The sequence below is a fragment of the Rhodococcus sp. Ni2 genome (genome assembly GCF_021352185.1).
GTDB classification, from domain to species: domain Bacteria; phylum Actinomycetota; class Actinomycetes; order Mycobacteriales; family Mycobacteriaceae; genus Rhodococcus_F; species Rhodococcus_F qingshengii.
Genome location: NZ_WOXZ01000002.1, coordinates 1,779,522 through 1,801,611 on the forward strand (window position 1 = coordinate 1,779,522; position 22,090 = coordinate 1,801,611).

Below are 22,090 nucleotides of genomic sequence, written 5' to 3' on the forward strand. Positions count from 1 at the left end.
CAGCCTGCCTCACGGTGGACCTTCTTGCCACTACCGGCGCCACGACCCGCGCGCTATTCGGCGCCCGAGTTCCGAAGTCGATCTTCGAGGGTTACGCTGCCTGCCGATGTCCGTGTAGGTATTTCGTAAGTTCGAGTGAGAGAGTCGATGTATGGCCGGTAAGCTCCGGGCGCGTTTGACCAGGTCGGAAGCATTGACCGATCAGCCTGACTTCGCCCTTGTCGGGGTGCTGCGCATTCCCCAGCTACAGACAAGTCCGGCGCGGGCCATCTACAAGCGAGTTCTCATCGCGTTGGGTGCTCTCGGCGCCGCCGTGTTGATCGTGTACATCGATCGCGCGGGATACCGGGACGCACAGGACAACGAGCTGTCGCTGCTCGACTGCATTTACTATGCGACGGTTTCGCTCTCGACCACCGGCTACGGCGATATCACTCCGTTCACGCCGTCGGCGCGCCTGGTCAACGTCCTGTTGATCACGCCACTTCGGATCTTCTTCTTGATCGTGTTGGTCGGAACCACACTTTCAGCTCTGACCGAGAGTTCGCGTCAGGCGTTCAAAATTCAGCGTTGGAGGCAGCACGTGCGTAATCACACCGTCGTCGTCGGATACGGGACCAAGGGGCGGACGGCAATCGAAGCAATGCTCGGTGACGGTGTACCGGCGTCGGAGATCGTGGTCGTGGACACCGATCAGACCGTCCTCGATTCGGCGGCGAGCAAAGGCCTGGTGACGGTATTCGGTTCGGCGACGAAATCGGACGTACTTCGGTTGGCAGGTGCGCAGAATGCGTCGTCGATCATCGTGGCAACCAACCGTGACGACACCGCAGTGCTCGTGACGCTGACAGCCCGCGAAATCGCGCCGAAAGCCAAGATCGCCGCAGCCATCCGTGAAGCCGACAACGCGCATCTTCTGCGTCAGTCCGGCGCAGACTCCGTCGTCGTGTCCTCGGAGACGGCGGGTCGACTCCTCGGCATCGCGACCACGACGCCGACCGTCGTGGAGATGATCGAAGACCTGCTGACTCCGGAGGCCGGATTCGCGATTGCCGAGCGTGCCGTCGAGCGCGACGAGGTCGGCGGCTCTCCGCGTCATCTCTCCGACATCGTGCTCGGGGTCGTTCGTGACGGCCGTCTGGTTCGCGTCGGTTCACCCGAGGTGGACGCCGTCGAAGAGAACGATCGACTGCTCTACATTCGCCGCGTCACGAACTGAGTGTTACCGAGCTTCGTGCGCGCAGTAATGTCGTGAGCGTGAACGACTTCCAGCTGACCGAAACACCTCTGCTCTCACGCTCGAGCGTCGGCCGCGCCGAGGAATTGCGGTCGGACGCCGCTGCACTGACGACGGGTTGGGCGGACGCACTGCTCCTCCGTGTGAATTCACGGGGTCAGGTCAAGGTGTCGCCGGAAGGTCAATTGGTCTTCGCCGAGGCAACCGAGTTGGGGCCCGAACCGGTGCGCGGCGCGGTCTTCCTGGGAATTCGGGAGAATCGCCACGTCTGGGCGGTGCGGGTGTCGCTGCTGGCGGGCACTTTGTCTGAATTGCGGATGCTCGGCGGAACACTCGACGACGCGGACGCCGGTTTGTTGACCGGTGCCGTCGCGATTCTCAACTGGCACGACAGTGCCGGATTCAGCGCTATCGACGGCGCACCGAGTGAACCCACGATGTCCGGCTGGTCACGCATTTCCACGTCCACCGGCCACGAGGAGTTTCCCCGAACGGATCCGGCGGTCATCTGCCTGGTGCACGACGGCGGCGATCGAGTTCTACTCGCGCGTCAGCCGACCTGGCCGCAGCGCCGTTTCTCGATTCTCGCGGGATTCGTCGAGGCCGGGGAGTCACTCGAAACGTGTGTTGTCCGCGAGATCAAGGAAGAAGTCGGTATCGACGTGCACAGCGTTCGATACCTCGGGAGCCAGCCTTGGCCGTTCCCTCGCTCGGTGATGTTGGGCTTCGCCGCAATCGGCGACCCCGCCGCTCCGCTGCTGTTCGCGGACGGCGAGATCGCCGAGGGCACCTGGTTCACGAAGGACGAGGTGCGCGCCGCTCTCGAACTCGGCGACTGGGGTTCGGAAGCGGACGCGCCACTGTTGCTGCCCGGGTCGATCTCCATCGCTCGCGGAATGCTCGAGAGCTGGGTCAAGTAGCAGCCGGAGAAGGTCTACAGACCCAGAGCCTGCTTGACCTGGTTGAGCGACGGGTTGGTCGCAACGCTGCCGTCGCCGTACTTCACGGTCGGAACGACGTGATTGCCACCGTTGACGCTGCCGACGAAATCGGCTGCTGCCGGATCGTTCTCGATGTCGATCTCGGTGTACTCGATCCCCGACGCGTTGAGCTGCGTCTTGAGGCGACGGCAGTAGCCGCACCACGTGGTCGAGTAGATGGTCAGGGCAGGCGCATTTTCGGTAGAAGTCACGGCCGATATAACACCACGACCGAGAGCGTTGTTCCGTATCGGCCCGTGTTCTCTTGCCCACATACCGTCGGGCGCGGCGAATGGAGTGTCGGAACGTCCTGCCATGATGGTCCCCATGCCTGCGGACACCGGACTGGATCCAGAACAATCGGCCGCCGTGCTCGCGCCACGCGGCCCGGTATGTGTCCTCGCGGGCGCTGGAACAGGCAAAACCCGCACCATCACGCGCCGGATCGCTCATCTGGTTGCCGACGGTCACGTGTCGGCCGGTCAGGTGCTTGCCGTGACGTTCACCGCTCGTGCGGCCGGGGAAATGCGTGGACGTCTCCGTGAGCTGGGCGTCGGCGGGAGTGGGCCGCAGGTGCAGGCTCGAACTTTTCACGCTGCTGCTCTCCGTCAACTGAAGTACTTCTGGCCGCAGGTTGTCGGCGACACGCCGTGGCGTCTGCTGGACCGAAAGTTCGCGGTTGTCAGCAGTGCCGCAGCCCGGGTGGGATTGTCCACCAGCACGGAAAGCGTCCGCGACCTCGCCAGTGAAATCGAGTGGTCGAAGGCGTCGCTGATCGCGCCGGAGGATTACCCACGCGCGATCGCCAAGATTCGCCGTGAGGCACCGGTCGATGCCACCAAGGTGGCCCAGGTGTATGCCGCATACGAAGAGCTGAAAGCACGCGGCCAGGACGGCATGCTGCTTGATTTCGACGATCTCCTACTGCACACGGCGGCAGCTCTCGAAGAGCATTCGACAGTCGCCGACGAGTTCCGCGAGCGGTATCGCTGCTTCGTCGTGGACGAGTATCAGGACGTCACCCCACTGCAGCAGCGTGTGCTCGACGCCTGGCTGGGCGACCGAGACGATCTGACCGTGGTGGGCGATGCGAATCAGACCATCTACTCCTTCACCGGAGCCACCCCCAACTATCTGTTGGACTTCTCCCGGAAATTCCCCGAAGCGACCGTCGTTCGGCTCGAACGGGATTACCGCTCCACCCCTGAGGTCGTGTCGTTGGCGAACCGCGTGATCGGTGCCGCGCGCGGGCGGATCGCCGGGACGCGTCTGCAGCTGATCGGGCAGCGCGCTCCGGGGCCTGAGCCGGAGTTCATGGAGTTCGACGACGAGCCGGCCGAAGCACTCGGCGTTGCGCGGGCGATCAAACGGCTGATCGCGGCAGGCACCCCTGCGGCCGAGATCGCTGTTCTGTACCGGATCAATGCTCAGTCGGAGGCGCACGAGCAGGCCCTGACGAAGCTGGGCATCCCGTTCCAGGTGCGCGGTGGAGAGGGCTTCTTCACTCGCACCGAGGTACGTCAGGCGGTGGCAGCGCTGCGTCAGGCAGCTGGACGCGACGACCTCCCCGAAGGTGCAGACAACGGCGAAGCGCTGGTCTCACTCGTCCGCGCTGTGCTCGCGCCGCTCGGCCTGACCAACGAAGAGCCTTCGGGTACTCAGGCACGCGAGCGCTGGGCGTCGCTCTCGGCTCTCGTGGCGCTCACCGAAGAACAACTTGTCCACGAACCTGAACTGACGCTCACCGGGCTTCTACAGGAGCTCACGGCCCGAGCCGAGGCGCGGCACCCACCGACCGTGCAAGGTGTGACGCTGGCCTCCCTCCACGCGGCCAAGGGGCTCGAATGGGATGCGGTGTTCCTGGTCGGCCTCAACGACGGCACCCTGCCTATCCAACACGTTCTCGGCGACGCCAATTCGGGCGCCGACGACGTCGCGGTGGAGGAGGAGCGTCGGCTTCTCTACGTGGGGGTTACTCGCGCCCGCGAGCATCTGCAGCTGTCGTGGGCATTGGCCCGCAATGAGGGTGGACGCAAGTCCCGTCGCCGGTCGAGATTTCTCAACGGACTAATCCCGGAGGACTCGCAGGCCTCGCGCGTCGCCGCGCCGTCGTCGGGAAACAAGAAGCGTCCGCGCTGCCGCGTCTGCGGCAAACCGTTGATCGGGACGTCGGCGACCATGCTCGGGCGCTGCGAAAAATGCCCGTCCAATGTCGACCTGGAATTGCTCGAGCACCTCAAGGCCTGGCGTCTGGACAAGTCCCGAGAACTCAAAGTTCCGGCCTATGTCGTCTTCAGTGACAACACACTGATGGCTATTGCCGAACAACGACCACAAGATAATCGTGGACTGGTTTCGATCCCTGGAATCGGGCCGAAGAAACTCGACAACTTCGGGGAAGACGTACTAGCTGTCATTCGCGGTGAACTGCGAGCGGCAACACTCGATATCTGACAACACATCCGAATCGACAACGGTGAGTTACATAACCGCAGGTCAAAAATAGGTTGTGCAGATTCGGCAGATTCTCTACTCTGGTTTTCAGTGTTACGGGGCAACCTGTGCGCAGAAACTATCCGGACCGACACGAAATGGAGGTGGCAAAAAAATGACGAACTTGATCTCTTACGAAGCGTGCGCAAGCGCAAAGTTCGCTGTTGCCGCCCCCATGCTGCCGCGTGCAGCGGGATGGGCGCAGCATGCGCTCCGCCTGCGCCCTCAAGCAGCAGCAAAGAAAGCAGCTGTCGAGTCCGTGTTCTTAAGCCATCGAGGTATTTCTCGGTAGGACACATCCGTTCACTTACGGCCACGGACCCGCAGCCCCTGCGGACCGTGGCCTTTGTGTTGGATAGCCCTCTTCATCTGGTTTCCGACTCGGCTCAGGTTCGCACCCATCGAACCCATATCGTGCGACACAGTTTCGCATCCGAGCACTAGGAGACCGAGTTGTCTGCCCAGACAATCCGCGTGGAATCCGAAAACTCCACCACTGCAGTAACTTCCACCGACGTCACTTCGGCTGCAGTCACGTTCATCGAGGTCGCGTCCACCCGCCGCGACCTGCCGTGCCGGGCATCCAACCCCGATCTCTGGTTCGCCGAAGCTCCGGCCGAACTCGAGCAGGCCAAGGCACTGTGCGCGCAGTGCCCCATCCGTTCCCGTTGTCTCAGTGCGGCTCTCGACCGCGCCGAGCCATGGGGGGTGTGGGGAGGCGAGATCCTCGATCAGGGGGCCGTCATAGCGCGCAAGAGACCGAGAGGGCGCCCACGCAAGCAACTCGTGTGCGCGTGAGAGCCCTATTCGGCGGAGCCGGTGTCTTAGTCGGCGGAGCCGGTGTCATCCAGAACCGGCTCCGCGAACCCTGGCAACCAACGAGTCAGGATTTCCATGTACGGGGCATATGCGTCCAACTGGGCGCATATGCCGACCGAACCGAGAAGAACACGGAAGATCATCAAATACTCGGCCGGAAGGTTGAGTGCACGGGCCGTTCGGAACTGCGCACTGTTGAAGTCAGTGGCGGTTCCGGCGGCCTTTTGCAGCCATGCCCGAGTGAAGTGAAATGACTCGGTCTGGATCGGGTCGGTGAAGGGTCGCAGGTAATCCGCGATCTCCTTGTCGGTCACCGTGCGTCCGGGGATCACGAAACCGTTGGCGCGCAACAACTCCGTCAACTCGTCGAATTGTTCCTCGACAGCCAAGCGCACCATAGTGCCGAGAACCCGTGGCAGTCCGTTCGGGAACGGCGCAGCAGCACCGAAGTCGATGACGCCGAGTCGGCCGTCCTCGAGAAGCATGAAATTGCCGGGGTGCGGGTCACAGTGGAGCAATCCGACACGGGCCGGAGACGCGAAGTGGAATTCGGCGAGTAGTGCACCGGCCGCGTTGCGCTGCTCCGGCGTTCCACTCTCGATGATTCTGGTCAACGGGGTTGCCGTCATCCATTCGGTCACGACCACTTTCGGCGCGCTCGCCACGACGTGCGGGATCACGAATTGGGGATCTCCGTCGAACTCTTTGGCAAAAGCTCGCTGATTGTTCGCCTCGATCCGATAGTCGAGTTCTTCCTCCGTGCGCGCGGTGAACTCCTCGATCACGGGCCGTACGTCGACACCGGGCATGACCGAACCGAAGAGACCGGCAAATCTGCCCAGGGTCTTGAGATCGGCGCGTAGAGCTTCGTCGGCGCCGGGGTACTGAACTTTCACGGCTACGTCGCGGCCGTCCGCCCAGACGGCTCGGTGAACCTGCCCGATGCTTGCCGACGCGGTCGGTTCATCGTCGAACGACTGGAATCGGTCGCGCCACTTGGTTCCGAGTTGCTGGTCGAGCATCTTGTGTACTTGCTTGGTCGGCAGCGGCGGGGCGGCGGCCTGGAGCTTGTTCAGCGACTCGCGGTACGGCTCGGCGAATTCCTCCGGAATTGCCGCCTCCATGACGCTGAGCGCTTGGCCCAGCTTCATCGCGCCGCCCTTGAGTTCGCCCAGCACCGCGAACAGTTGCTCGGCCGCCTTCGCGCTCAACTGCGCGTCGATCTCGCCTTTGTCGCCGCCGGCGAGCTTGCGTCCGAAGCCCATGGCGGCGCGACCGGCCATCCCCAGGGGGATGCTCGCGAGTTTGGCAGTACGGGCAGAACTCTTGCGTGGGATCTCGGACACCACACCATCATGTCTGACTGGGGCGTCCTTTGCCCGAAACAGGTGCCAGGTATTGGCAACTGCAGGATATTTGCCGAGGCCAGCGCCTGGTTGTGATCCGATACGGACGGAGCGCGATCTCGAGCGTCGACGACAGACTCGCCGCATGCGTCGCCGCTGTCTCCGATAATGCGGAGTCGATCTCGGCCAGGGCCAGCGCGACACTTGCATGGATCATCGCCGATTCCGCGTGGCCTGCGCTGCCGAGTAGCTGCGCGGACAGATGAAGCCAATGAGGGTCGAGTTCGGATCGGAGGATGTCTGCGCACCGCAGGCAACTCGACTGACCAGGCAGGACAAGAGGACCGACCACACCGTTGCCGTCGCGGATGCGGACGGAAAGGTGGGGGAGTCCGCAGCGAACGAGATCGCTGACCAGACGAGGATCAGTTACGACGTCGTCGGCCAGGACCACCAGTTGTTCGTTCCACGTGCGCACGACGTCGGTGTTGCGATACCCGCGCGAGCGACGCGTGCTGACCCCGCCGGCGACCAGTGCGCGCTCGATGGCGTCAGAGAGCGGACCGACACCGTGAATCCGTACCGTCGCGGTGCTTCTGCGGGCAGTGTGGACGAAACCGGAATCGGCGAGTTGCTCGAGCAACTCCTCCGTCACCGACGTGGGAATCCCGCGCCTCGACGCTTCCCAGAGGATGTTTGCGCGGGATCTCGAGCCGTCCATTTTGCGCAGGATCGACTTCACCGCGCGATCGTCGACCCCGACAGGCAGAGTCAGCAGGACGGCATGTCCGGGGGTCCATCCCAGCTGCAGTCGACCGTCCGGGCGCGACAGAACAGCGATCCGCGGGTCCCATCGGGGTCCCGCGGATCGTTGTGAAGTGCTGTCTTGTCTGGCGTCGTCTTGCGTGTGACTGGTCATCATTCGATGCTGGCACGACGGGCCCTCGGCGAGTCCACGTCAGCGGCAGTTATCCACAGGCCGTCATCGCGGCTGATCTGCGAAAATCGGTCGAGAAGGGATTACTTCTCTTCGTCGTCCTCGCGGGTCTTGTCCATCGCTGCCTCGGCCGCACGCTCTTTTGCCTCGACGGCTTCGAGCTGGGCTATCGGGTCGTCGAAATTACCGGCTTCGCCGGCGCCGAGGACACGGGCGACAAATCCGTCCGGTGCGTCGAGATCGCTCGAATCGGGCATCAGGTCGGGATGCGACCAGACGCCGTCGCGAACGTCCATACCGGCTTCCGCAGTGAGCTTCTGCCACAAACCGGCCGCTTCACGGACCTTGCGAGGACGAAGTTCGAGTCCGACCAGCGTCGCAAAGGTCTGTTCGGCGGGGCCGCCGGTGGCACGGCGACGCCGCAACGTCTCGCTCATCGCGGCAACACCAGGCAGTCGCTCGCCGAGTGCGGCGGTGACGACCGTCTCCACCCAGCCCTCGACCAGCGCAAGCAGAGTCTCGAGACGTTCGAGAGCGGCTTTCTGCTCCGGTGTGTTCTGCGGCTCGAACGTGCCCTGCTGCATCAACGCTTCGAGCTTGCTCGGATCGGTGAGAGCGGATGGATCGAGGTCCTTGGCGAATTCTTCCATCGCCGAGAAGTCCATGGTGATTCCGCGGGCGTATTCCTCCACTGTCGCGAGAACACGCTGGCGCAGCCACGGAACGTGACTGTAAAGGCGCTGATGAGCGGCTTCCCGCGCGGCGAGGAAGACCAGAACTTCCTGATGCGGCTGTTCGAGACCCTCACTGAAAGCCTGAACCGCAGCCGGGAGAAGGGCCGCGGTGCCTTCGGGGCCGAGGGGCAGGCCGATGTCAGTGGAGGAGAGCACCTCGGTGGACAGTTGGCCGAGTGCCTGGCCCAATTGCGAGCCGAACGCGAGTCCGCCCATCTGGCCGAGCATGCCCAGCATCGGGCCAGCCATCTGCTGTGCTTCGGCCGGAAGACCCTGGACCCACATGCCCGCTACCTTCTCGGCCACCGGATCACAGAGTCGCTTCCAGGTGTCGATCGTGTTGTCGAGCCAGTCGTTCGGAGTCCACGCAAGAGTGCGGCTCGCTCCGGCAGGGAGCGTTGTCGCGGCGTCCAGCCACATCTCGGCCAGGTGCGCGGCGTCGGCGATCGCCTTGACGTTGCCCTCGGTGATCGGTGTGACCGATCCGATCTGTTGGCGTGCCAGCTTCTTGGCGATGTCGTAGTTGACCGGGCCGGACGTACCGCCCTGGCCCATCGACGAGCCCATTCCGCTTAGCATCTGCCCGAACTGGGTGAGCATCTGGCCGAGCTGAGCCGGATCGAATCCCTCACCGCCCGCGCCGAACCCGAACGGCATGTCACCACCCCCGAACGGATTGCCACCCGCCGCGTTCTTGTCGCGATCGGGATCGTCGTCGGAGTTGGAGAAGCCGAACGGCATATTGCTCATACCTCAACGGTACAAGGCTCGAGCGGTCGGAGTCGCCCTCCGAGTCACGCTGACGGCGAACACGCACGGCGCTCAGGCGGTGCGATCGGTGCTCCGGAGCCTTCGCGCTTTACTCTGGATCAGGTGAATCGACGGATAGTGACGCTCTTGGCCGCACTCGCACCCATCGTCGTGTTGGGAGTCGTCGGAACAATGGTCACTGTTCCTTATGTCGCACTCGGTCCGGGCCCCACCTTCAACACGCTCGGCGACGTCGACGGTAAGCCCGTCGTGGACATCCAGGGGACCGAGGTCGATCCCACCGACGGCAACCTCAACATGACAACGGTGTCGGTTCGCGACGGCCTCAACATCTTCGAAGCGTTCGGACTGTGGGCGAGTGGCAGCAACGGACTCGTCCCTCGCTCGGAGATCTATCCGCCCGAGAAGTCGAAGGAAGAGATTCAGCAGGCCAACACGGCCGACTTCCAGCAATCCGAGGACAGTGCCGAGTTGGCGGCACTGCACTTTCTCGGCAAGCCGGTGGCACTGACTGTTTCGAAGGTGACTCCGGACGGTCCCGCTGCGGGTGCCCTGCAAGAAGGCGACGTCCTGGTCAAGATCGGCGACACTCCGGTAACCACCATCACCGGCGTTCAGGACACGGTCGGTGCGATCGCGCCCGGCACCGCGATCGACGTCACCGTCCTTCGTGAGGGTGTGGAGACCGTTGTGCCGGTCACCGTCGGGGCGCGGCCCAACAAGCCCGAATCGGGTTACCTCGGCGTCACACCCAGCGAGGTCCCGGACGTTCCCTTCACCGTGCAGTTCAATCTCGCCGACATCGGCGGTCCTTCTGCCGGACTGATGTTCACACTGGCCTTGGTCGACAAGCTGACTCCGGGGGAGCTCAACGGCGGAAAGTTCGTAGCCGGAACGGGCACCATCGACTCCGACGGCGAGGTCGGTCCGATCGGCGGCATCAGGTACAAGTTGATCGCCGCGTCCCAAGCCGGTGCTGAGACCTTCCTCGTGCCGGCCCAGAACTGTGACGAGGCGAAACAGAATGCGCCGGACGGGCTTCGACTCGTCAAGGTCGACAACCTGCCCGGCGCAGTGGACTCACTCGAGAGCCTCAACACGGGCGGCGACGCACCCCGCTGCTGAAAGCTGCCTGGCCGCCGACGACTCTGTCAGTCTTCTTCGACCTCGTCGAGCGTCGCGTACAGGGCGTGCACGAGGTGAGGTGCAAGACCGTCGTAGGTGAGCAGTTCCAAGTCACCGTACGGATCCGCATCCTCGTCGGGACGCATCTGTAGGAGCGACAGCGAGGGACCGTCACGGAGCACGCCGACGAACAGTCGAGCCTCGCGTCGATCGGGATGCGCGTTGGCCGTCAGCCGCGCGACCTCGTCCGCCGCGTGCTGATCGGTCAACACCGGCGCCGTGGCGTGGTCGAGATCCGATTCCGCCTCGGGCGGCAGGACGACGATCTCCTGCACCAGGATGCAACCCTGCACGGACTCGGGCCAATGCGTCGTCGCCAGGAACTCGTCGAGTGCCCGTGAACCGCCGATGATGTCCTCGGGAAGCGATTCCTGTTCGATCGGTGTGTATTCGGCGCCCTCGGCGAGTTGGTCGAGCAGTCCGGGTTCGGCCGCGGCGAGCATTTCGGTGGGTACCAACGCGTACAGCTTCGGCGGCTGATCCCAGCCTTCGGCGTCGATGTGGTCGACAACTTCATGAACGCACCGGGCGAGGGCACTCGGTGATCTGCTCATATTCTCTTCACTCACACGTTCATCCTCCCACCTTCTGTCCGGCTCCCCGCTCTCCGTGTTGTCAACCCGTGACCGTTGTTACGTAGAGTGGTCGGAAACGGCCAAGTCCACTCGGGCGTGGCCGCAGTGATCGATGCAATCGGTTGCGACGCCACGGCGTCGCCAAATCTTGGAGCGTGGCACGTGGGCATGCGGCCCCCCGCAGGTTTACCCTCTCTGTCCAGACGCAGTCGAATCTTGTTGGTGGTGGCTGTCGTAGTGGCGGCCTTGCTGCTCGTGGGGCCGCGACTGATCGGCATGTACACGGACTGGTTGTGGTTCGGCGAAGTCGGCTTCCGCGGTGTCTTCACCAAGGTTCTGCTGACGCGATTCGTGCTCTTCCTGGTCGTCGGAATTGTCGTCGGCGCCATCGTGTGGCTCGCGATGCTTCTCGCGTACCGCGCACGCCCGGTGTTCGTCCCGGTCTCCGGGCCCAATGATCCGATCGCGCGCTACCGCACCACCGTTATGTCGCGTCTTCGTCTTTTCGGCGTGATCATTCCGGTAGCGATCGGCATCCTGTCCGGTCTCATCGCACAGGCCAACTGGGTCACTATCCAGTTGTTCCTCAACGGCCAGGCTTTCGGGATCACCGATCCGCAGTTCAACTTGGACGTCGGCTTCTACACGTTCGATCTGCCGTTCTACCGTTTCGTTCTGAATTGGTTGTTCGTCTCGATTCTGCTTGCCTTCGTGGCAAACCTGGTCACCCACTACGTTTTCGGTGGGATCAAGTTGGCCGGGCGCAATGGGACGTTCACCACGGCCGCTCGTATTCAGCTGGCTGTCATCGCCGGCACCTTTGTGCTTCTCAAGGCGGTGGCGTACTGGTTTGATCGGTACTCGTTGATGTCGAGTAGTCGTAAGGAACCGACGTTCACCGGCCCGGGCTTCACCGACATCAATGCGGTTCTGCCTGCGAAGCTCATTCTGTTGTCCATTGCGGTCATCTGCGCCTTGGCGTTCTTCGCCTCGATCTTCACGCGGGATCTTCGGATACCGGCCATGGCAGTCGCTCTACTGGTTCTTTCGTCGGTCCTCGTCGGTGCCGTCTACCCGATGATCGTCGAGCAGTTCTCCGTCAAGCCCAATGCGGCGCAGAAGGAGAGCACGTACATCGAACGAAACATCGAAGCGACCCGTCAGGCGTACGGGATCACGGAAGAAAACGTCGACTACGTCGACTATCCGGGAATTGGCACCAAGCAGCCACAGGACGTTCCGGCAGACCGGACCACGATCGCGAACACACGCCTGTTGGATCCGACCATTCTGTCGCCGACGTTCACCGCTCAGCGTCAGCTCAAGAACTTCTACGGGTTCCCGCAGACGCTCAACGTCGATCGTTACGAACAAGACGGCCAGTTGCGCGACTTCGTTGTCGCCGCGCGTGAGCTGTCGCCGAACAACCTTTCCGGCAACCAGACGGACTGGATCAACAAGCACACGGTCTACACGCACGGCAACGGTTTCGTCGCCGCCCAGGCCAACGAAGTCACGGCCGTGCAGGGCGACAGTCAGAACAACACCGGTGGCTACCCGATCTACTCGGTGAGCGACCTGACGACCACGCCCGAGAACGAGAATCTCAAGGTGGACAATCCTCGTTCGTACTACGGCGAGGTGATCAGTCAGTCGGACGCCGATTACTCGATCGTCGGTTCTGTCGACGGCGAGGGACCTCGTGAGTACGACACCGACACCTCGAAGTACACCTACACAGGTTCGGGTGGCGTTTCGATCGGCAACTGGTTCAACCGTCTTGCATTCGCGGCGAAGTACACCGAGCGCAACATCCTGTTCTCGAGTGCAATCGGCTCGAACTCGAAGATCATCTTCAAGCGTGATCCGAAGGAAAGGGTCGAGGAGGTCGCGCCTTGGCTGACGACCGACGGCGCTGCTTACCCCGCAGTGGTCGACGGCAAGATGCAGTGGATCATCGACGGCTACACCACGGCCCAGGATTACCCGTACGCGCAGCGCAGTTCGCTCGACGGGTTGGTCGAGGACAGTATCGACCAGACGACCGGGCGCCTCATTCCGCGCCAGGAGTTCTCGTACATCCGTAACTCAGTGAAGGCCACGGTCGATGCCTACGACGGCACTGTCACGCTGTACCAGGTCGACGAGCAGGATCCGGTTCTGAAGGCGTGGATGGGGGTCTTCCCGAACACGGTGAAGCCGAAGAGCGAAATCTCGGACGACTTGCAGGCACACTTCCGCTACCCGGAAGACATGTTCAAGGTTCAGCGAGAGATGCTGGCGAAGTACCACGTCGACGATCCGAGTGAGTTCTTCACCAACAACGCGTTCTGGTCGGTTCCGAGCGATCCGACGATCGACACGTCGGCCAACCAGCCGCCGTACTACGTGCTGGTGGGCGACAAGGACACCGCGAAGGCGGATTTCCGTCTGACCAGTCCGATGGTCGGGTTCAGTCGTGAGTTGCTGTCGGCCTACATCTCGGTGGCGAACGACAAGGAGAACTACGGCAAGTTCACGGTGCTGCAGTTGCCGACCGATACGCAGACTCAGGGTCCACAGCAGGCTCAGTCTGCGATGACGTCGGATTCGCGTGTTGCTTCGGAAGTGTCCCTGCTCAAGCAGTCGAACAAGATTCAGTACGGAAACTTGCTGACTCTGCCGATTGCCGAGGGCGGAATCCTCTATGTCGAGCCTTTGTACTCGCAGCGAAACTCGCAGAACGCGTTCCCTCAGTTGGCGCGTGTATTGGTGAGCTTCAGCGACACCAACGGCATTCGGATCGGTTATGCACCGACCGTCTCCGAGGCGATCAGTCAGATTTGGCCGGGCGCAGGTTCGGCAGCGACGGTCACCCAGCCGGCACCCGATCCGGATACCGGAGCGCAACCGGAAACGCCGACAACTCCGACGGCACCGGCCCCGCCGGCTTCTTCGGATGACGTCACGAAGGCGCTGGCCGAGGTCAATTCGGCAATGGCGGCATTGAAGTCGGCGCAACAGAGCGGTGACTTCACCAGCTACGGTGCTGCGCTCGACCGCCTGCAGAAGGCTGTTGACGCGTACCAGGCGCTGCCGAGGTAAGCGGCGTCAGTTCATGAATAGCAGAAGGCCCACCATCCGATCGGATGGTGGGCCTTCTTGTGTGCTCAGGTGAAGCTGTACGAGCTGAATCAGCGCAGTGCTGCAACGATCGGTGCGTTGGCATCGGAGAGCTGCTGGAACTGTGCGGCGAAGCCGTACTGGCCGGCGAGGTCACGAGCGGTGTCGTAAGCCTGCTGTGCGGCGGGCTTGAGCTCGGCCGGGATCTCGATGGCGGGAGCAACTGCGGGTGCCTCGGCGACGGGAGCCGGCGCTGCGGCGGGAGCTTCTTCGACTGCAGGCTCGCTCGCGACGGTCAGACGCTGGCCGCAGACGGGCCATGCGCCGGGGCCCTGGCTCTGCAGGGTGTTCTCGGCGACGCGGATCTGCTCTTCCTTGGAAGCGTTGGCGGGCGAGCCGGTGCCACCGTTGGCGGTCCAGGTGCTCTGCGAGAACTGCAGGCCGCCGTAGTAGCCGTTTCCGGTGTTGATGTTCCAGTCGCCACCGCTCTCGCACTGTGCGACGCCGTCCCAGTTGTGGGTGGCTGCGGAAGCGGTGCCGGTGCTCATGGTGAGGGGCACTGCGACAAGTGCGCCGGCTACTGCCAATGTGCCGAATGCACGCTTGCTGATGCTGGTGTACGTCATGTCGGGGTAAATCCTCTCCGCGCTTGCTGACATCGGCGGGCCTGCGGGTCGGCGATGATGCTGACTTTCCCGGGCGCTTGTCTCTCCGTGTCTCTGCCCCTCGAAGGTTTCGGGGGTTCCGATCCCGCGGGGCAGAGTGGAGCAGCGGCGGGTCGGCGTTCGCCCGGTTGATTCGGGCCGGGACCGACCGTACGGGAGCGTCGAACGAGGGTCGATTCGCAATTTTCCGGACTGTCTGGTCTGCTCTCGACCCAAAATTTTAGCGTTTGTGCTGGTAGAGACTTTCCGATGCCGTTTCGACGTACGTTCGTTACATGCTTGTTATGTGTTGATGCTCACGGGCATTTTGTGAACCCAGTCACCCGATTTCTCGACTTTCAGGCGTGTATTTCGCTCCAGCGCAGGCGATTTGCGTTCCGTTCACCTGCTCGTGTAACTTTGTCCATGCATCGCGGGGTGGAGCAGCTCGGTAGCTCGCTGGGCTCATAACCCAGAGGTCGCAGGTTCAAATCCTGTCCCCGCTACTAGAAAAGGACCGCCGCACTGGATTCCAGTGCGGCGGTCCTTTTTTGTGCGCAGCCGTCGTAGGGTGGCGACGTGCGACTCTCGAAGATTCTCTTGGCGATGGCGGTGTCTACTTCGCTGGCGACCACCGCTCTGGCGTTCTCGGCAGGAAGCGCTGCCGCCGGTGGGCGGATCACCGATGCGAAGCGCGTGGTCTTCATCGTTCCGGGGCAGCAGCTCTACAACTCGGGAGAAACGCACCAGGCGACCTACCGCGCCCTCGACAAGGCACTGAGCGCTGCGGGCTACGAGACACACTTCGTCGATGCACCCGGCAAGATGATTGCGGCCGACGCCGAGCTGATTGCCGATTCGATTCGCTCCTACGCTGCCGGCGCTGACTCCGTCGGGGTGATCGCGCACAGTGCGGGTGGACTGAGCTCCCGGTACTACGCGAAGTTCCTCGGTGGCTCCGAAGTAGTGGATTCATTCGTCGCCATCGGTGCGCCGCAGTACGGTAGCCCCGGTGGCTGCGTACAAGGCCCTGCCGACGGTTACGACACCTGCATGTTCTCCGAAGTTCTCACCAAGCTCAATGCCGGTGAGGACACTCCTGGATCTGCCTACTATTCGGTGGTGCAGAGTTCGGGCGAGTGGGCGGACGGTCGGTTGGACGGGGGCCAATGCCGGGTGTACGTCGATGGCGTTCCCGGGGCCGGAACCGGAGGAGACCATCTCACCGAGCTCGAGCATCCAGAGGTCATCTCGGGAGCGATCAGCGCTTTGGGGCGCGACTGTGTCGGTACGTTCGTGGACGAGAACGACGGCGACATCACCTGGCCTGACACGCTGTTTCCGTCATTTCGGTAAAGCTTCAGGTCCGGGTTGTTCGGACGAGTAGCCCGGCTACGTGTGCGCTCGCGGCAGTTCTCGCTCCCAAGGCGTCACCCGATTCGATGGCCGCGACTATACGAGCGTGCTCGGTGACAGCGATCCGCCGATTGAGCTCGAGGCTCCACATGTCCGAACGGTAGAGATGTGACTGTCCATCCAGACGATGCAGGGCTTCGCTGAGTGGGTGATTGCATGCAGTCTCACGAATCAAGGTGTGGAACTCGAGGTCGAGCTTCGAATCCCGACGCTGATCCGGCGAGCTCTCGAGAAGTTCGCGTTGCACCTGCACCATCTTGTTCAGCTGTGACACGGTTTCGTGCGTGGCATTGGCCGTCGCGTTGAACGCCGCGAGACCGTCGAGTACCTCACGCACCTCGAAGACCGCGCGCAGAGACTCCGCGTCCAGCGAATCGACTTTTGCACCCGCGTTCCGTGTGTGGACGGCGATGCCCTCGTAGATCAACTGCTGCACGGCCTCGCGGACCGGCGTTCGACTGACATTGAGCTTGCTCGCCAGCGCGGGAACACTCAGTGGTGTCCCCGGCGCCAGCTCGCCCGAAAAGATCAGTTCGCGAAGCGTCTCGTGCACGGACTCGGTGAGTAAAGCTCGTTCGGTGGTGGTCATCTTGTCCTCACTTCGATCCTGCACGATGTCGACGGTACCCGGGAGCGTTATCCAGCGGCGCGCACCCGGTCAGCGCTGCGACTGTCGACGTCGGGCGCCGTCGCGCCTTTCAGTCCGGCCACTTTGGCCGCGATGTTCTCAGCGATCGTGATCGGCGGGTATCCCACTTCGCCCGGTGTGAGAGTCCCTGGCAGTGCTTCGATGACGGCGTCGTAGTTCCCGTCGAAAAAGAATGCGGCAGAGCGACGTCGGATGATCTGACCATCGACGATAGGTGGGTCGACTCGGTGCACTGTCGAGCGCCATCGGTCGTTCGTCCAGCGTGCCATCGCGTCGCCGAGGTTGATCAAGAGTGCGCCGTCGTCAGGTTGGACGTCGTGCCATACGCCGTCGGCACTCAGAACTTGAAGGCCCGGAACTTGATCTGCCCACAGGATGGTCAAGATTCCGAAGTCGGTGTGAGCGCCCATTCCCGTCATGTCGCCGGAGATGCGGATCTCGCCCTCGGGCAGTGCGTAGTTGTTCATCTTCATCGCGTCGATCGAATGGTCGAGCATCGAATCGAAGTACCCGGGCTGCAATCCGAGAGCGTCGGTAAAGGCGCACATCAGGATTCGTGCCAAGCCCTGGGCATGACGGAAATACTCTTCGATTGCCGGTCGGAATCCGGGCGCGGCCACGGGCCAGGTGTTGGCGGCGTAGCTGGACTCGGGTAGGTCGACGCCCGGATAGTCGCTCACCTCTGTGCCCACGACTATTGCTTCGTAGAAATCGTTCATCTGGTTCGCGGCGGCGACGCCCAGGCTCATGCTGAGTGATTCCGATTTCGGTGGTGAGTAGCCGCGGTTCTCGGACGAGGGACGGCGATAGTTGTTCTTCACCGTCAGTGGGAGAGCAAAGAACTCGTCGAGAGCGTCGGCCAGTCCTTTGGTCGCCGATCGTGGAATGCTGTGTCCGACAATCTGTATGAATCCGACCTCCCGGCACGCGCGATCGAGTTGAGCTGCCACTTCCGCACAGGCAGTGCTGTTGGTGGCGTTTGCAACCGCTGCCTCGCCGCGGAGGTACGGGCTGATATCGATCGTAGGAATTTCGAAGACAGGAGTTTCGTGGGTCATTTAAAGTCCTTGCGGCCGGACGTGTGCCACTTACCGACGAGCACACGTGAGAGGAATCCAAAGGCAGAGAAGACGAGGACACCGAACACCGACGCGATCACGATCGCGGCGATCAGATCCTCGGACTGAAGGCGGCTTCGGTAGACGTCGAGCAGCGTTCCGATCCCGGGTTGTCCTTTGGCGAAGAACATGTCGCCGATGATGGCACCGACGACAACAAGGCCGGAGGCGGTGCGGATGCCGGTGAGAATAGCCGGCATTGCCGCTCGCAGTTCGAGTTTCACCAATCGATCCCAACGGGACGCGCGGCCGAGGGTGAAGAGTTCGTGCAGTCCGCGATCGACCGATTGCAATCCGAAGTGTGTGTTGGTGATGATCGGGAAGGCTGCGATGAGAACACACACCAGGGTACGCGCGGTCATACCGTAGCCGAACCAGAGCCCGATGAGGGGGACGATGGCGAGGATGGGAATGACCTGCAGCACAACGGCATAGGGATAGACGATCCGCTCGATCCACTTGGCCTGGCTCATCAGCACGCCGGTTCCGACGCCGACTGCCACCGCGACGACGAAGCCGACCAGTGCTACCTGTGCCGTCACTGCGAGGGCTTCGAGCATGGGCGAGAGGTGCTTCCAGTCGAGTAGCGACTTTGTCAGTACTTGACTCGGCGGCGGAAGGAGAAATCGACGTTCCGGGGAGAGAACGAGGTAGCTGACGATCGACCACGCTGCGACCGCGCCGGCAAGTGAGAGCAGCGGATAGAGCAGGAAGGTGCCGAGCGCTCTCATTCGAGAGGGCCGTCCGGGCTGTGACTGTGCTCGCGCAGCGGTCGCAGAATCAGTGCGAACGGCGGAATTGCGTGCGGTGGTGCCCTGTTGCACTGCAAGGACTTCGGTCATCGTGAGCTCCCATGGAGACTGGCCGAGATCTCGGCGACGTGTTCGGTGTATCGGGCGTCGTAGCGCAGTTCCGGGCTACGCGGGTACGGGAAATCGATGTCCACGACCGAATGGATTCGTCCGGGCCGGGCGGTCATGACGACCACCTTGTTTGCGAGGTACACGGCCTCGGATACCGAGTGCGTGATGAACATCGAGGTGAACCCCTTGTCGGTGTAGAGCCTTTGCAGCTCTACCTGCATCTCCAGTCGTGTCATCTCGTCGAGAGCACCGAAAGGTTCGTCGAGCAGCATCACAGCAGGTGCGAGGGTGAGCGCTCGCGCCAACGAGACACGCATCTTCATTCCGCCCGACAACGCGTTGGGCAGTTGTTTCGCAAAGTCCGCCAGGCCCACTGCGCGAATTGCCTCGTCGGCGCGCAACTTTCGGGCTGCTTTGTCGCCGCCACCGAGTTCGGCGGACAATTCGACGTTGGCCTGCACGGTTCGCCAGGGGAGGAGAGTCGGCTCCTGGAAGATGAAGCCAACTGATTCGGTGTCGAGGGCAACCGCGCCGCTGGTCGGTCGCTCGAGGCCGGCCGCCATGCGCAACAAAGTCGACTTGCCGCAGCCGGAGGGTCCGACCACGGCGACGAAGTCTCCTCGCTCCACGTTCAGATCGATGCCGTCCAGCGCGACAGTGCCGGTATCGAACTTCTTGACGACATCGGAAAAGACCATCTGCATCGGTGCGGTGAGCTTGCGAGCGTCGGCATCCTGCATCGTGTTCGCGAGTTCCATCTGAGCCTCCGGTTCAATAATGCATGCAAAAGTTCTTCAAGATGTATGAACCATCTTGAATTGCATGTATGTCGCCTAGATTGCTGAATGTAAATGTGAGGTGACATTGCAGGTGAAGCGAGAATCCTGGCGCGCGTTACCTGATGGAAACAACTAGTCGATTGCATGTAATCCATGTGCTGCAGAGTGTGCACATCGGATCATCCTTCCTGGTTCGCCCACATCCCAATTGTTTTCACGAAGGAGACGCTGTGTATTCAAATCGCAAGGTGCATTCCAATCGCAGAAGTGTGGGAGCGGCCGGCGCGGCACTGGCCATGTGTGCAGCCATCGGATTGACTGCGTGCAGCTCCAGTGGGGCTGAGACGGCCAAGGCTGAATCTCTCGAACCAGCTGCCGAGGCTCAGAACCTAGCGGGTCTCTGTCCGGAAAACGTTGTGGTTCAACTCCAATGGCAGCCGCAGTCGGATATGGGAGCGCTCTTCGAGATGCTTGGTCCCGGCTATTCGGTCGACACCGACGACAAGTCCGTCAGCGGGACTCTTGTCGCCGGAGGGAAGGACACCGGAGTCGACTTGACCTTGCGGGCCGGGGGACCGGCAATCGGGTTCCAATCCGTCAGCTCCCAGATGTACGTCGACGATTCGATCACTCTCGGCTTGGTGCACGGCGATCAGGTGATCGCGGCAGCGGCAAGTCAGCCCGTCGTGGCCGTCACGCCATTGCTCAAGTACAGCCCGGCAATCCTCATGTGGGACAAAGAGTCTCATCCGGAATGGGCGAGTGTTGCCGATATCGGCAAGTCCGACGCGAGTGTCGTCGTTTCCAAGGAGCAACTGTTTCCGCAGTGGCTCGTGGCGAAAGGCCTACTGAAGCAGTCTCAGCTCGATACGAGCTACGACGGAGCTCCCTCGCGATTTGTCGGTGACCCGACCATCGCTCAGCAAGGATTCGCGAATTCGGAACCGTACACGTACGAGAAGGAGACGCCGGCGTGGGACAAGCCGGTTTCCTATGACCTGCTGAAAGATTCGGGTTTCGACATCTACGCGTCCAATGTTTCCGTTCGTGCCGACAAGGTCGAGACACTCTCCCCGTGTTTGAGCAAGCTGGTTCCGATCATTCAGCAGGCCACCGCGGACTACATCACAGCGCCGGATACGGCGAATGCTGCCATTGTCGACGTCGTCTCGCAGGACGTGTCGTTCTCTCCCTACACCGAGGGTGAAGCAGCGTTCAGTGCCCAACTCTTGAAAGAGAAGGGCCTGATCGCGAACGAGGCGGACGGATCCGTCGGCACGTTCGACATGACGCGAGTCGCTCACACCGTCGAAGAACTGAAGCCCATCCTGAACGCCGGGGGTGCGGCGATACCGCAGTCATTGACTGCAGAAGCGATCTACACCGACAAGTTCACCGATCGGTCCATCGGAATCCGCTGAAGGAGCTGACAGCAAATGACTTACGACATGACAGAACTCAACCGCGAGACCCGCATGGGTGGCCTGGGCACGGAGACCACCGACCGCGAGGTCCGAAGAATCGATCTCTCGGATTTCGAGAACCGGCGCAGCGAGATCGCCGAGGAGTTGTGGTCGGCAGCGACCGACATCGGATTCTTCCAAATCGTCAATCACGGGATCGATCTGGACCAGGTCCGCGAGGCCTTCGCGGCGGCCGAGCGATTCTTTGCACTGCCCACCGAGGTCAAAGCGCAGTATCCGCTCAAGAAGGGTTTCAACTCCGGCTGGGAGAGCATGACGCAGGTGCGTCCGTCCATCGGAACACCTGATCAGAAAGAGTCCTATCAGGTGACCCGCCCGCATATGGGTGATCTGTGGCCCACTGCAGACGAATTGGGCGGATTCCGCGAAACGATCCTGGACTTCGAAGCCAAGTGCTGGGGCATTGCGATGGACCTGTTGTCGTGCTTCGCCGAGAAGCTGGGATTCGAACGAGACTTCTTCACCAGGGCACATGACCCGTCGGTGGACACCTACCAGAGCACGCTGCGACTACTCCACTACTTCCCCCTTGCCGCCGACGCAGATGTCGAAGGGATGTGGCGTGCCGGAGCACACACCGATTTCGATTGCCTGACATTGCTTTTCCAGCGTGACGGTCAGGGCGGCTTGCAACTGTGCCCGGGCAAGGAGATGGACACCCAGGAATGGACGTCGGTGGTGCCGGCTGAGGAAGCAATCACCTGCAACATCGGCGACATGCTGATGAGATGGAGTGATGACGTCCTGCCGTCGAATTTTCATCGAGTCAAGAGTCCCGGAGTCACCGACTATCGGGGAGCCCGCTACAGCCTCGCGTTCTTCGCTCAGGCGAACCGCGACGTGACCATCGAGGGGCCGGCGGGCAAGTACCCGCCGATCACTGCCGAGGACTACATCGACCAGCGAGTACGCGCGAACTTCGCGCGTTGATCCGTATCCGTTCCGTCACACACTTTCA

General features: G+C 62.1%; 19 protein-coding genes and 1 tRNA gene. 10 read left to right on the forward strand and 10 right to left on the reverse strand.

Annotated features, from left to right (window positions below; all coding sequences use genetic code 11):
- Positions 1-151 precede the first annotated feature (151 nt).
- On the forward strand, positions 152-1,219 hold the full coding sequence (locus GN300_RS21855) for a TrkA family potassium uptake protein (RefSeq protein WP_003942296.1): 1,068 nt from the start codon (positions 152-154) through the stop codon (positions 1,217-1,219).
- A gap of 38 nt (positions 1,220-1,257) precedes the next feature.
- Positions 1,258-2,157 (forward strand): NAD(+) diphosphatase, encoded by a 900-nt coding sequence (gene nudC, locus GN300_RS21860; protein ID WP_007731249.1) that lies wholly within the window; start codon positions 1,258-1,260, stop codon positions 2,155-2,157.
- 14 nt (positions 2,158-2,171) lie between these two features.
- Here the strand turns inward: nudC and GN300_RS21865 are convergent, their stop codons facing one another.
- Positions 2,172-2,429 carry a mycoredoxin gene (locus GN300_RS21865; protein WP_003942350.1) on the reverse strand — a complete coding sequence of 86 codons (258 nt, stop codon included), beginning with the start codon at positions 2,427-2,429 and terminating at the stop codon, positions 2,172-2,174.
- A 103-nt stretch (positions 2,430-2,532) separates the two neighbouring features.
- On the opposite strand from GN300_RS21865, the gene GN300_RS21870 reads away from it, so the two are divergent.
- Both GN300_RS21870 and GN300_RS21875 read left to right on the forward strand, forming a co-directional pair.
- A complete protein-coding gene (locus tag GN300_RS21870; RefSeq protein ID WP_063316621.1) occupies positions 2,533-4,671 on the forward strand; it encodes an ATP-dependent DNA helicase UvrD2 in 2,139 nt (712 codons plus the stop codon).
- Between the two features lie 513 nt (positions 4,672-5,184).
- Positions 5,185-5,508 (forward strand): WhiB family transcriptional regulator, encoded by a 324-nt coding sequence (locus GN300_RS21875; protein ID WP_003942321.1) that lies wholly within the window; start codon positions 5,185-5,187, stop codon positions 5,506-5,508.
- Between the two features lie 26 nt (positions 5,509-5,534).
- Here the strand turns inward: GN300_RS21875 and GN300_RS21880 are convergent, their stop codons facing one another.
- The 3 genes from GN300_RS21880 to GN300_RS21890 form a co-directional block, all read right to left on the reverse strand.
- Positions 5,535-6,878 carry an AarF/ABC1/UbiB kinase family protein gene (locus GN300_RS21880; protein ID WP_172403528.1) on the reverse strand — a complete coding sequence of 448 codons (1,344 nt, stop codon included), beginning with the start codon at positions 6,876-6,878 and terminating at the stop codon, positions 5,535-5,537.
- Between the two features lie 4 nt (positions 6,879-6,882).
- Positions 6,883-7,797 (reverse strand): hypothetical protein, encoded by a 915-nt coding sequence (locus tag GN300_RS21885; RefSeq protein WP_063316620.1) that lies wholly within the window; start codon positions 7,795-7,797, stop codon positions 6,883-6,885.
- Between the two features lie 98 nt (positions 7,798-7,895).
- Positions 7,896-9,296, reverse strand: coding sequence for a zinc-dependent metalloprotease (locus GN300_RS21890; RefSeq protein WP_063316619.1), 1,401 nt, complete (start codon positions 9,294-9,296; stop codon positions 7,896-7,898).
- A gap of 123 nt (positions 9,297-9,419) precedes the next feature.
- Here GN300_RS21890 and GN300_RS21895 point away from each other — a divergent pair, with 123 nt between their 5' ends.
- A complete protein-coding gene (locus tag GN300_RS21895) occupies positions 9,420-10,442 on the forward strand; it encodes a PDZ domain-containing protein (RefSeq protein ID WP_054187616.1) in 1,023 nt (340 codons plus the stop codon).
- A 26-nt stretch (positions 10,443-10,468) separates the two neighbouring features.
- Here the strand turns inward: GN300_RS21895 and GN300_RS21900 are convergent, their stop codons facing one another.
- Entirely contained in the window at positions 10,469-11,071 is a 603-nt protein-coding gene (locus GN300_RS21900; protein WP_019747831.1) for a PPA1309 family protein, read from the reverse strand.
- 174 nt (positions 11,072-11,245) lie between these two features.
- Here GN300_RS21900 and GN300_RS21905 point away from each other — a divergent pair, with 174 nt between their 5' ends.
- Positions 11,246-14,161 carry a UPF0182 family protein gene (locus GN300_RS21905; protein WP_207623849.1) on the forward strand — a complete coding sequence of 972 codons (2,916 nt, stop codon included), beginning with the start codon at positions 11,246-11,248 and terminating at the stop codon, positions 14,159-14,161.
- Positions 14,162-14,250: 89 nt separating this feature from the next.
- Here the strand turns inward: GN300_RS21905 and GN300_RS21910 are convergent, their stop codons facing one another.
- Positions 14,251-14,805: a transglycosylase family protein gene (locus GN300_RS21910; RefSeq protein ID WP_003942299.1), complete on the reverse strand. Its 555-nt coding sequence runs from the start codon at positions 14,803-14,805 to the stop codon at positions 14,251-14,253.
- Between the two features lie 450 nt (positions 14,806-15,255).
- Here GN300_RS21910 and GN300_RS21915 point away from each other — a divergent pair.
- Both GN300_RS21915 and GN300_RS21920 read left to right on the forward strand, forming a co-directional pair.
- A tRNA-Met gene (locus GN300_RS21915) sits at positions 15,256-15,329 on the forward strand.
- A 73-nt stretch (positions 15,330-15,402) separates the two neighbouring features.
- The gene (locus GN300_RS21920) at positions 15,403-16,179 is read left to right on the forward strand and encodes a triacylglycerol lipase (RefSeq protein WP_063316618.1); all 777 of its coding nucleotides are present in this window, start codon (positions 15,403-15,405) and stop codon (positions 16,177-16,179) included.
- 4 nt (positions 16,180-16,183) lie between these two features.
- Here GN300_RS21920 and GN300_RS21925 read toward each other — a convergent pair whose 3' ends face one another.
- Genes GN300_RS21925 through GN300_RS21940 form a run of 4 tightly spaced genes read right to left on the reverse strand, consistent with a single transcriptional unit; the run spans position 16,184 to position 19,627 of the window.
- Positions 16,184-16,828, reverse strand: coding sequence for a GntR family transcriptional regulator (locus tag GN300_RS21925; RefSeq protein ID WP_003942323.1), 645 nt, complete (start codon positions 16,826-16,828; stop codon positions 16,184-16,186).
- Between the two features lie 47 nt (positions 16,829-16,875).
- Positions 16,876-17,946, reverse strand: coding sequence for an isopenicillin N synthase family oxygenase (locus GN300_RS21930; RefSeq protein ID WP_063316617.1), 1,071 nt, complete (start codon positions 17,944-17,946; stop codon positions 16,876-16,878).
- Positions 17,943-18,848, reverse strand: a complete 906-nt coding sequence (locus GN300_RS21935; RefSeq protein ID WP_007731277.1) for an ABC transporter permease — start codon at positions 18,846-18,848, stop codon at positions 17,943-17,945. Before GN300_RS21935 ends, GN300_RS21930 begins: the two co-directional genes overlap by 4 nt.
- Positions 18,845-19,627 (reverse strand): ABC transporter ATP-binding protein, encoded by a 783-nt coding sequence (locus tag GN300_RS21940; protein WP_003942349.1) that lies wholly within the window; start codon positions 19,625-19,627, stop codon positions 18,845-18,847. The genes GN300_RS21935 and GN300_RS21940 overlap by 4 nt, the downstream gene beginning before the upstream one ends.
- Positions 19,628-19,878: 251 nt before the next feature.
- Between GN300_RS21940 and GN300_RS21945 the strand changes: the two genes are divergently transcribed.
- Both GN300_RS21945 and GN300_RS21950 read left to right on the forward strand, forming a co-directional pair.
- Positions 19,879-21,069, forward strand: a complete 1,191-nt coding sequence (locus tag GN300_RS21945; RefSeq protein ID WP_232330017.1) for a nitrate ABC transporter substrate-binding protein — start codon at positions 19,879-19,881, stop codon at positions 21,067-21,069.
- Between the two features lie 15 nt (positions 21,070-21,084).
- On the forward strand, positions 21,085-22,062 hold the full coding sequence (locus GN300_RS21950; RefSeq protein WP_003942293.1) for an isopenicillin N synthase family oxygenase: 978 nt from the start codon (positions 21,085-21,087) through the stop codon (positions 22,060-22,062).
- Positions 22,063-22,090 lie beyond the last annotated feature (28 nt).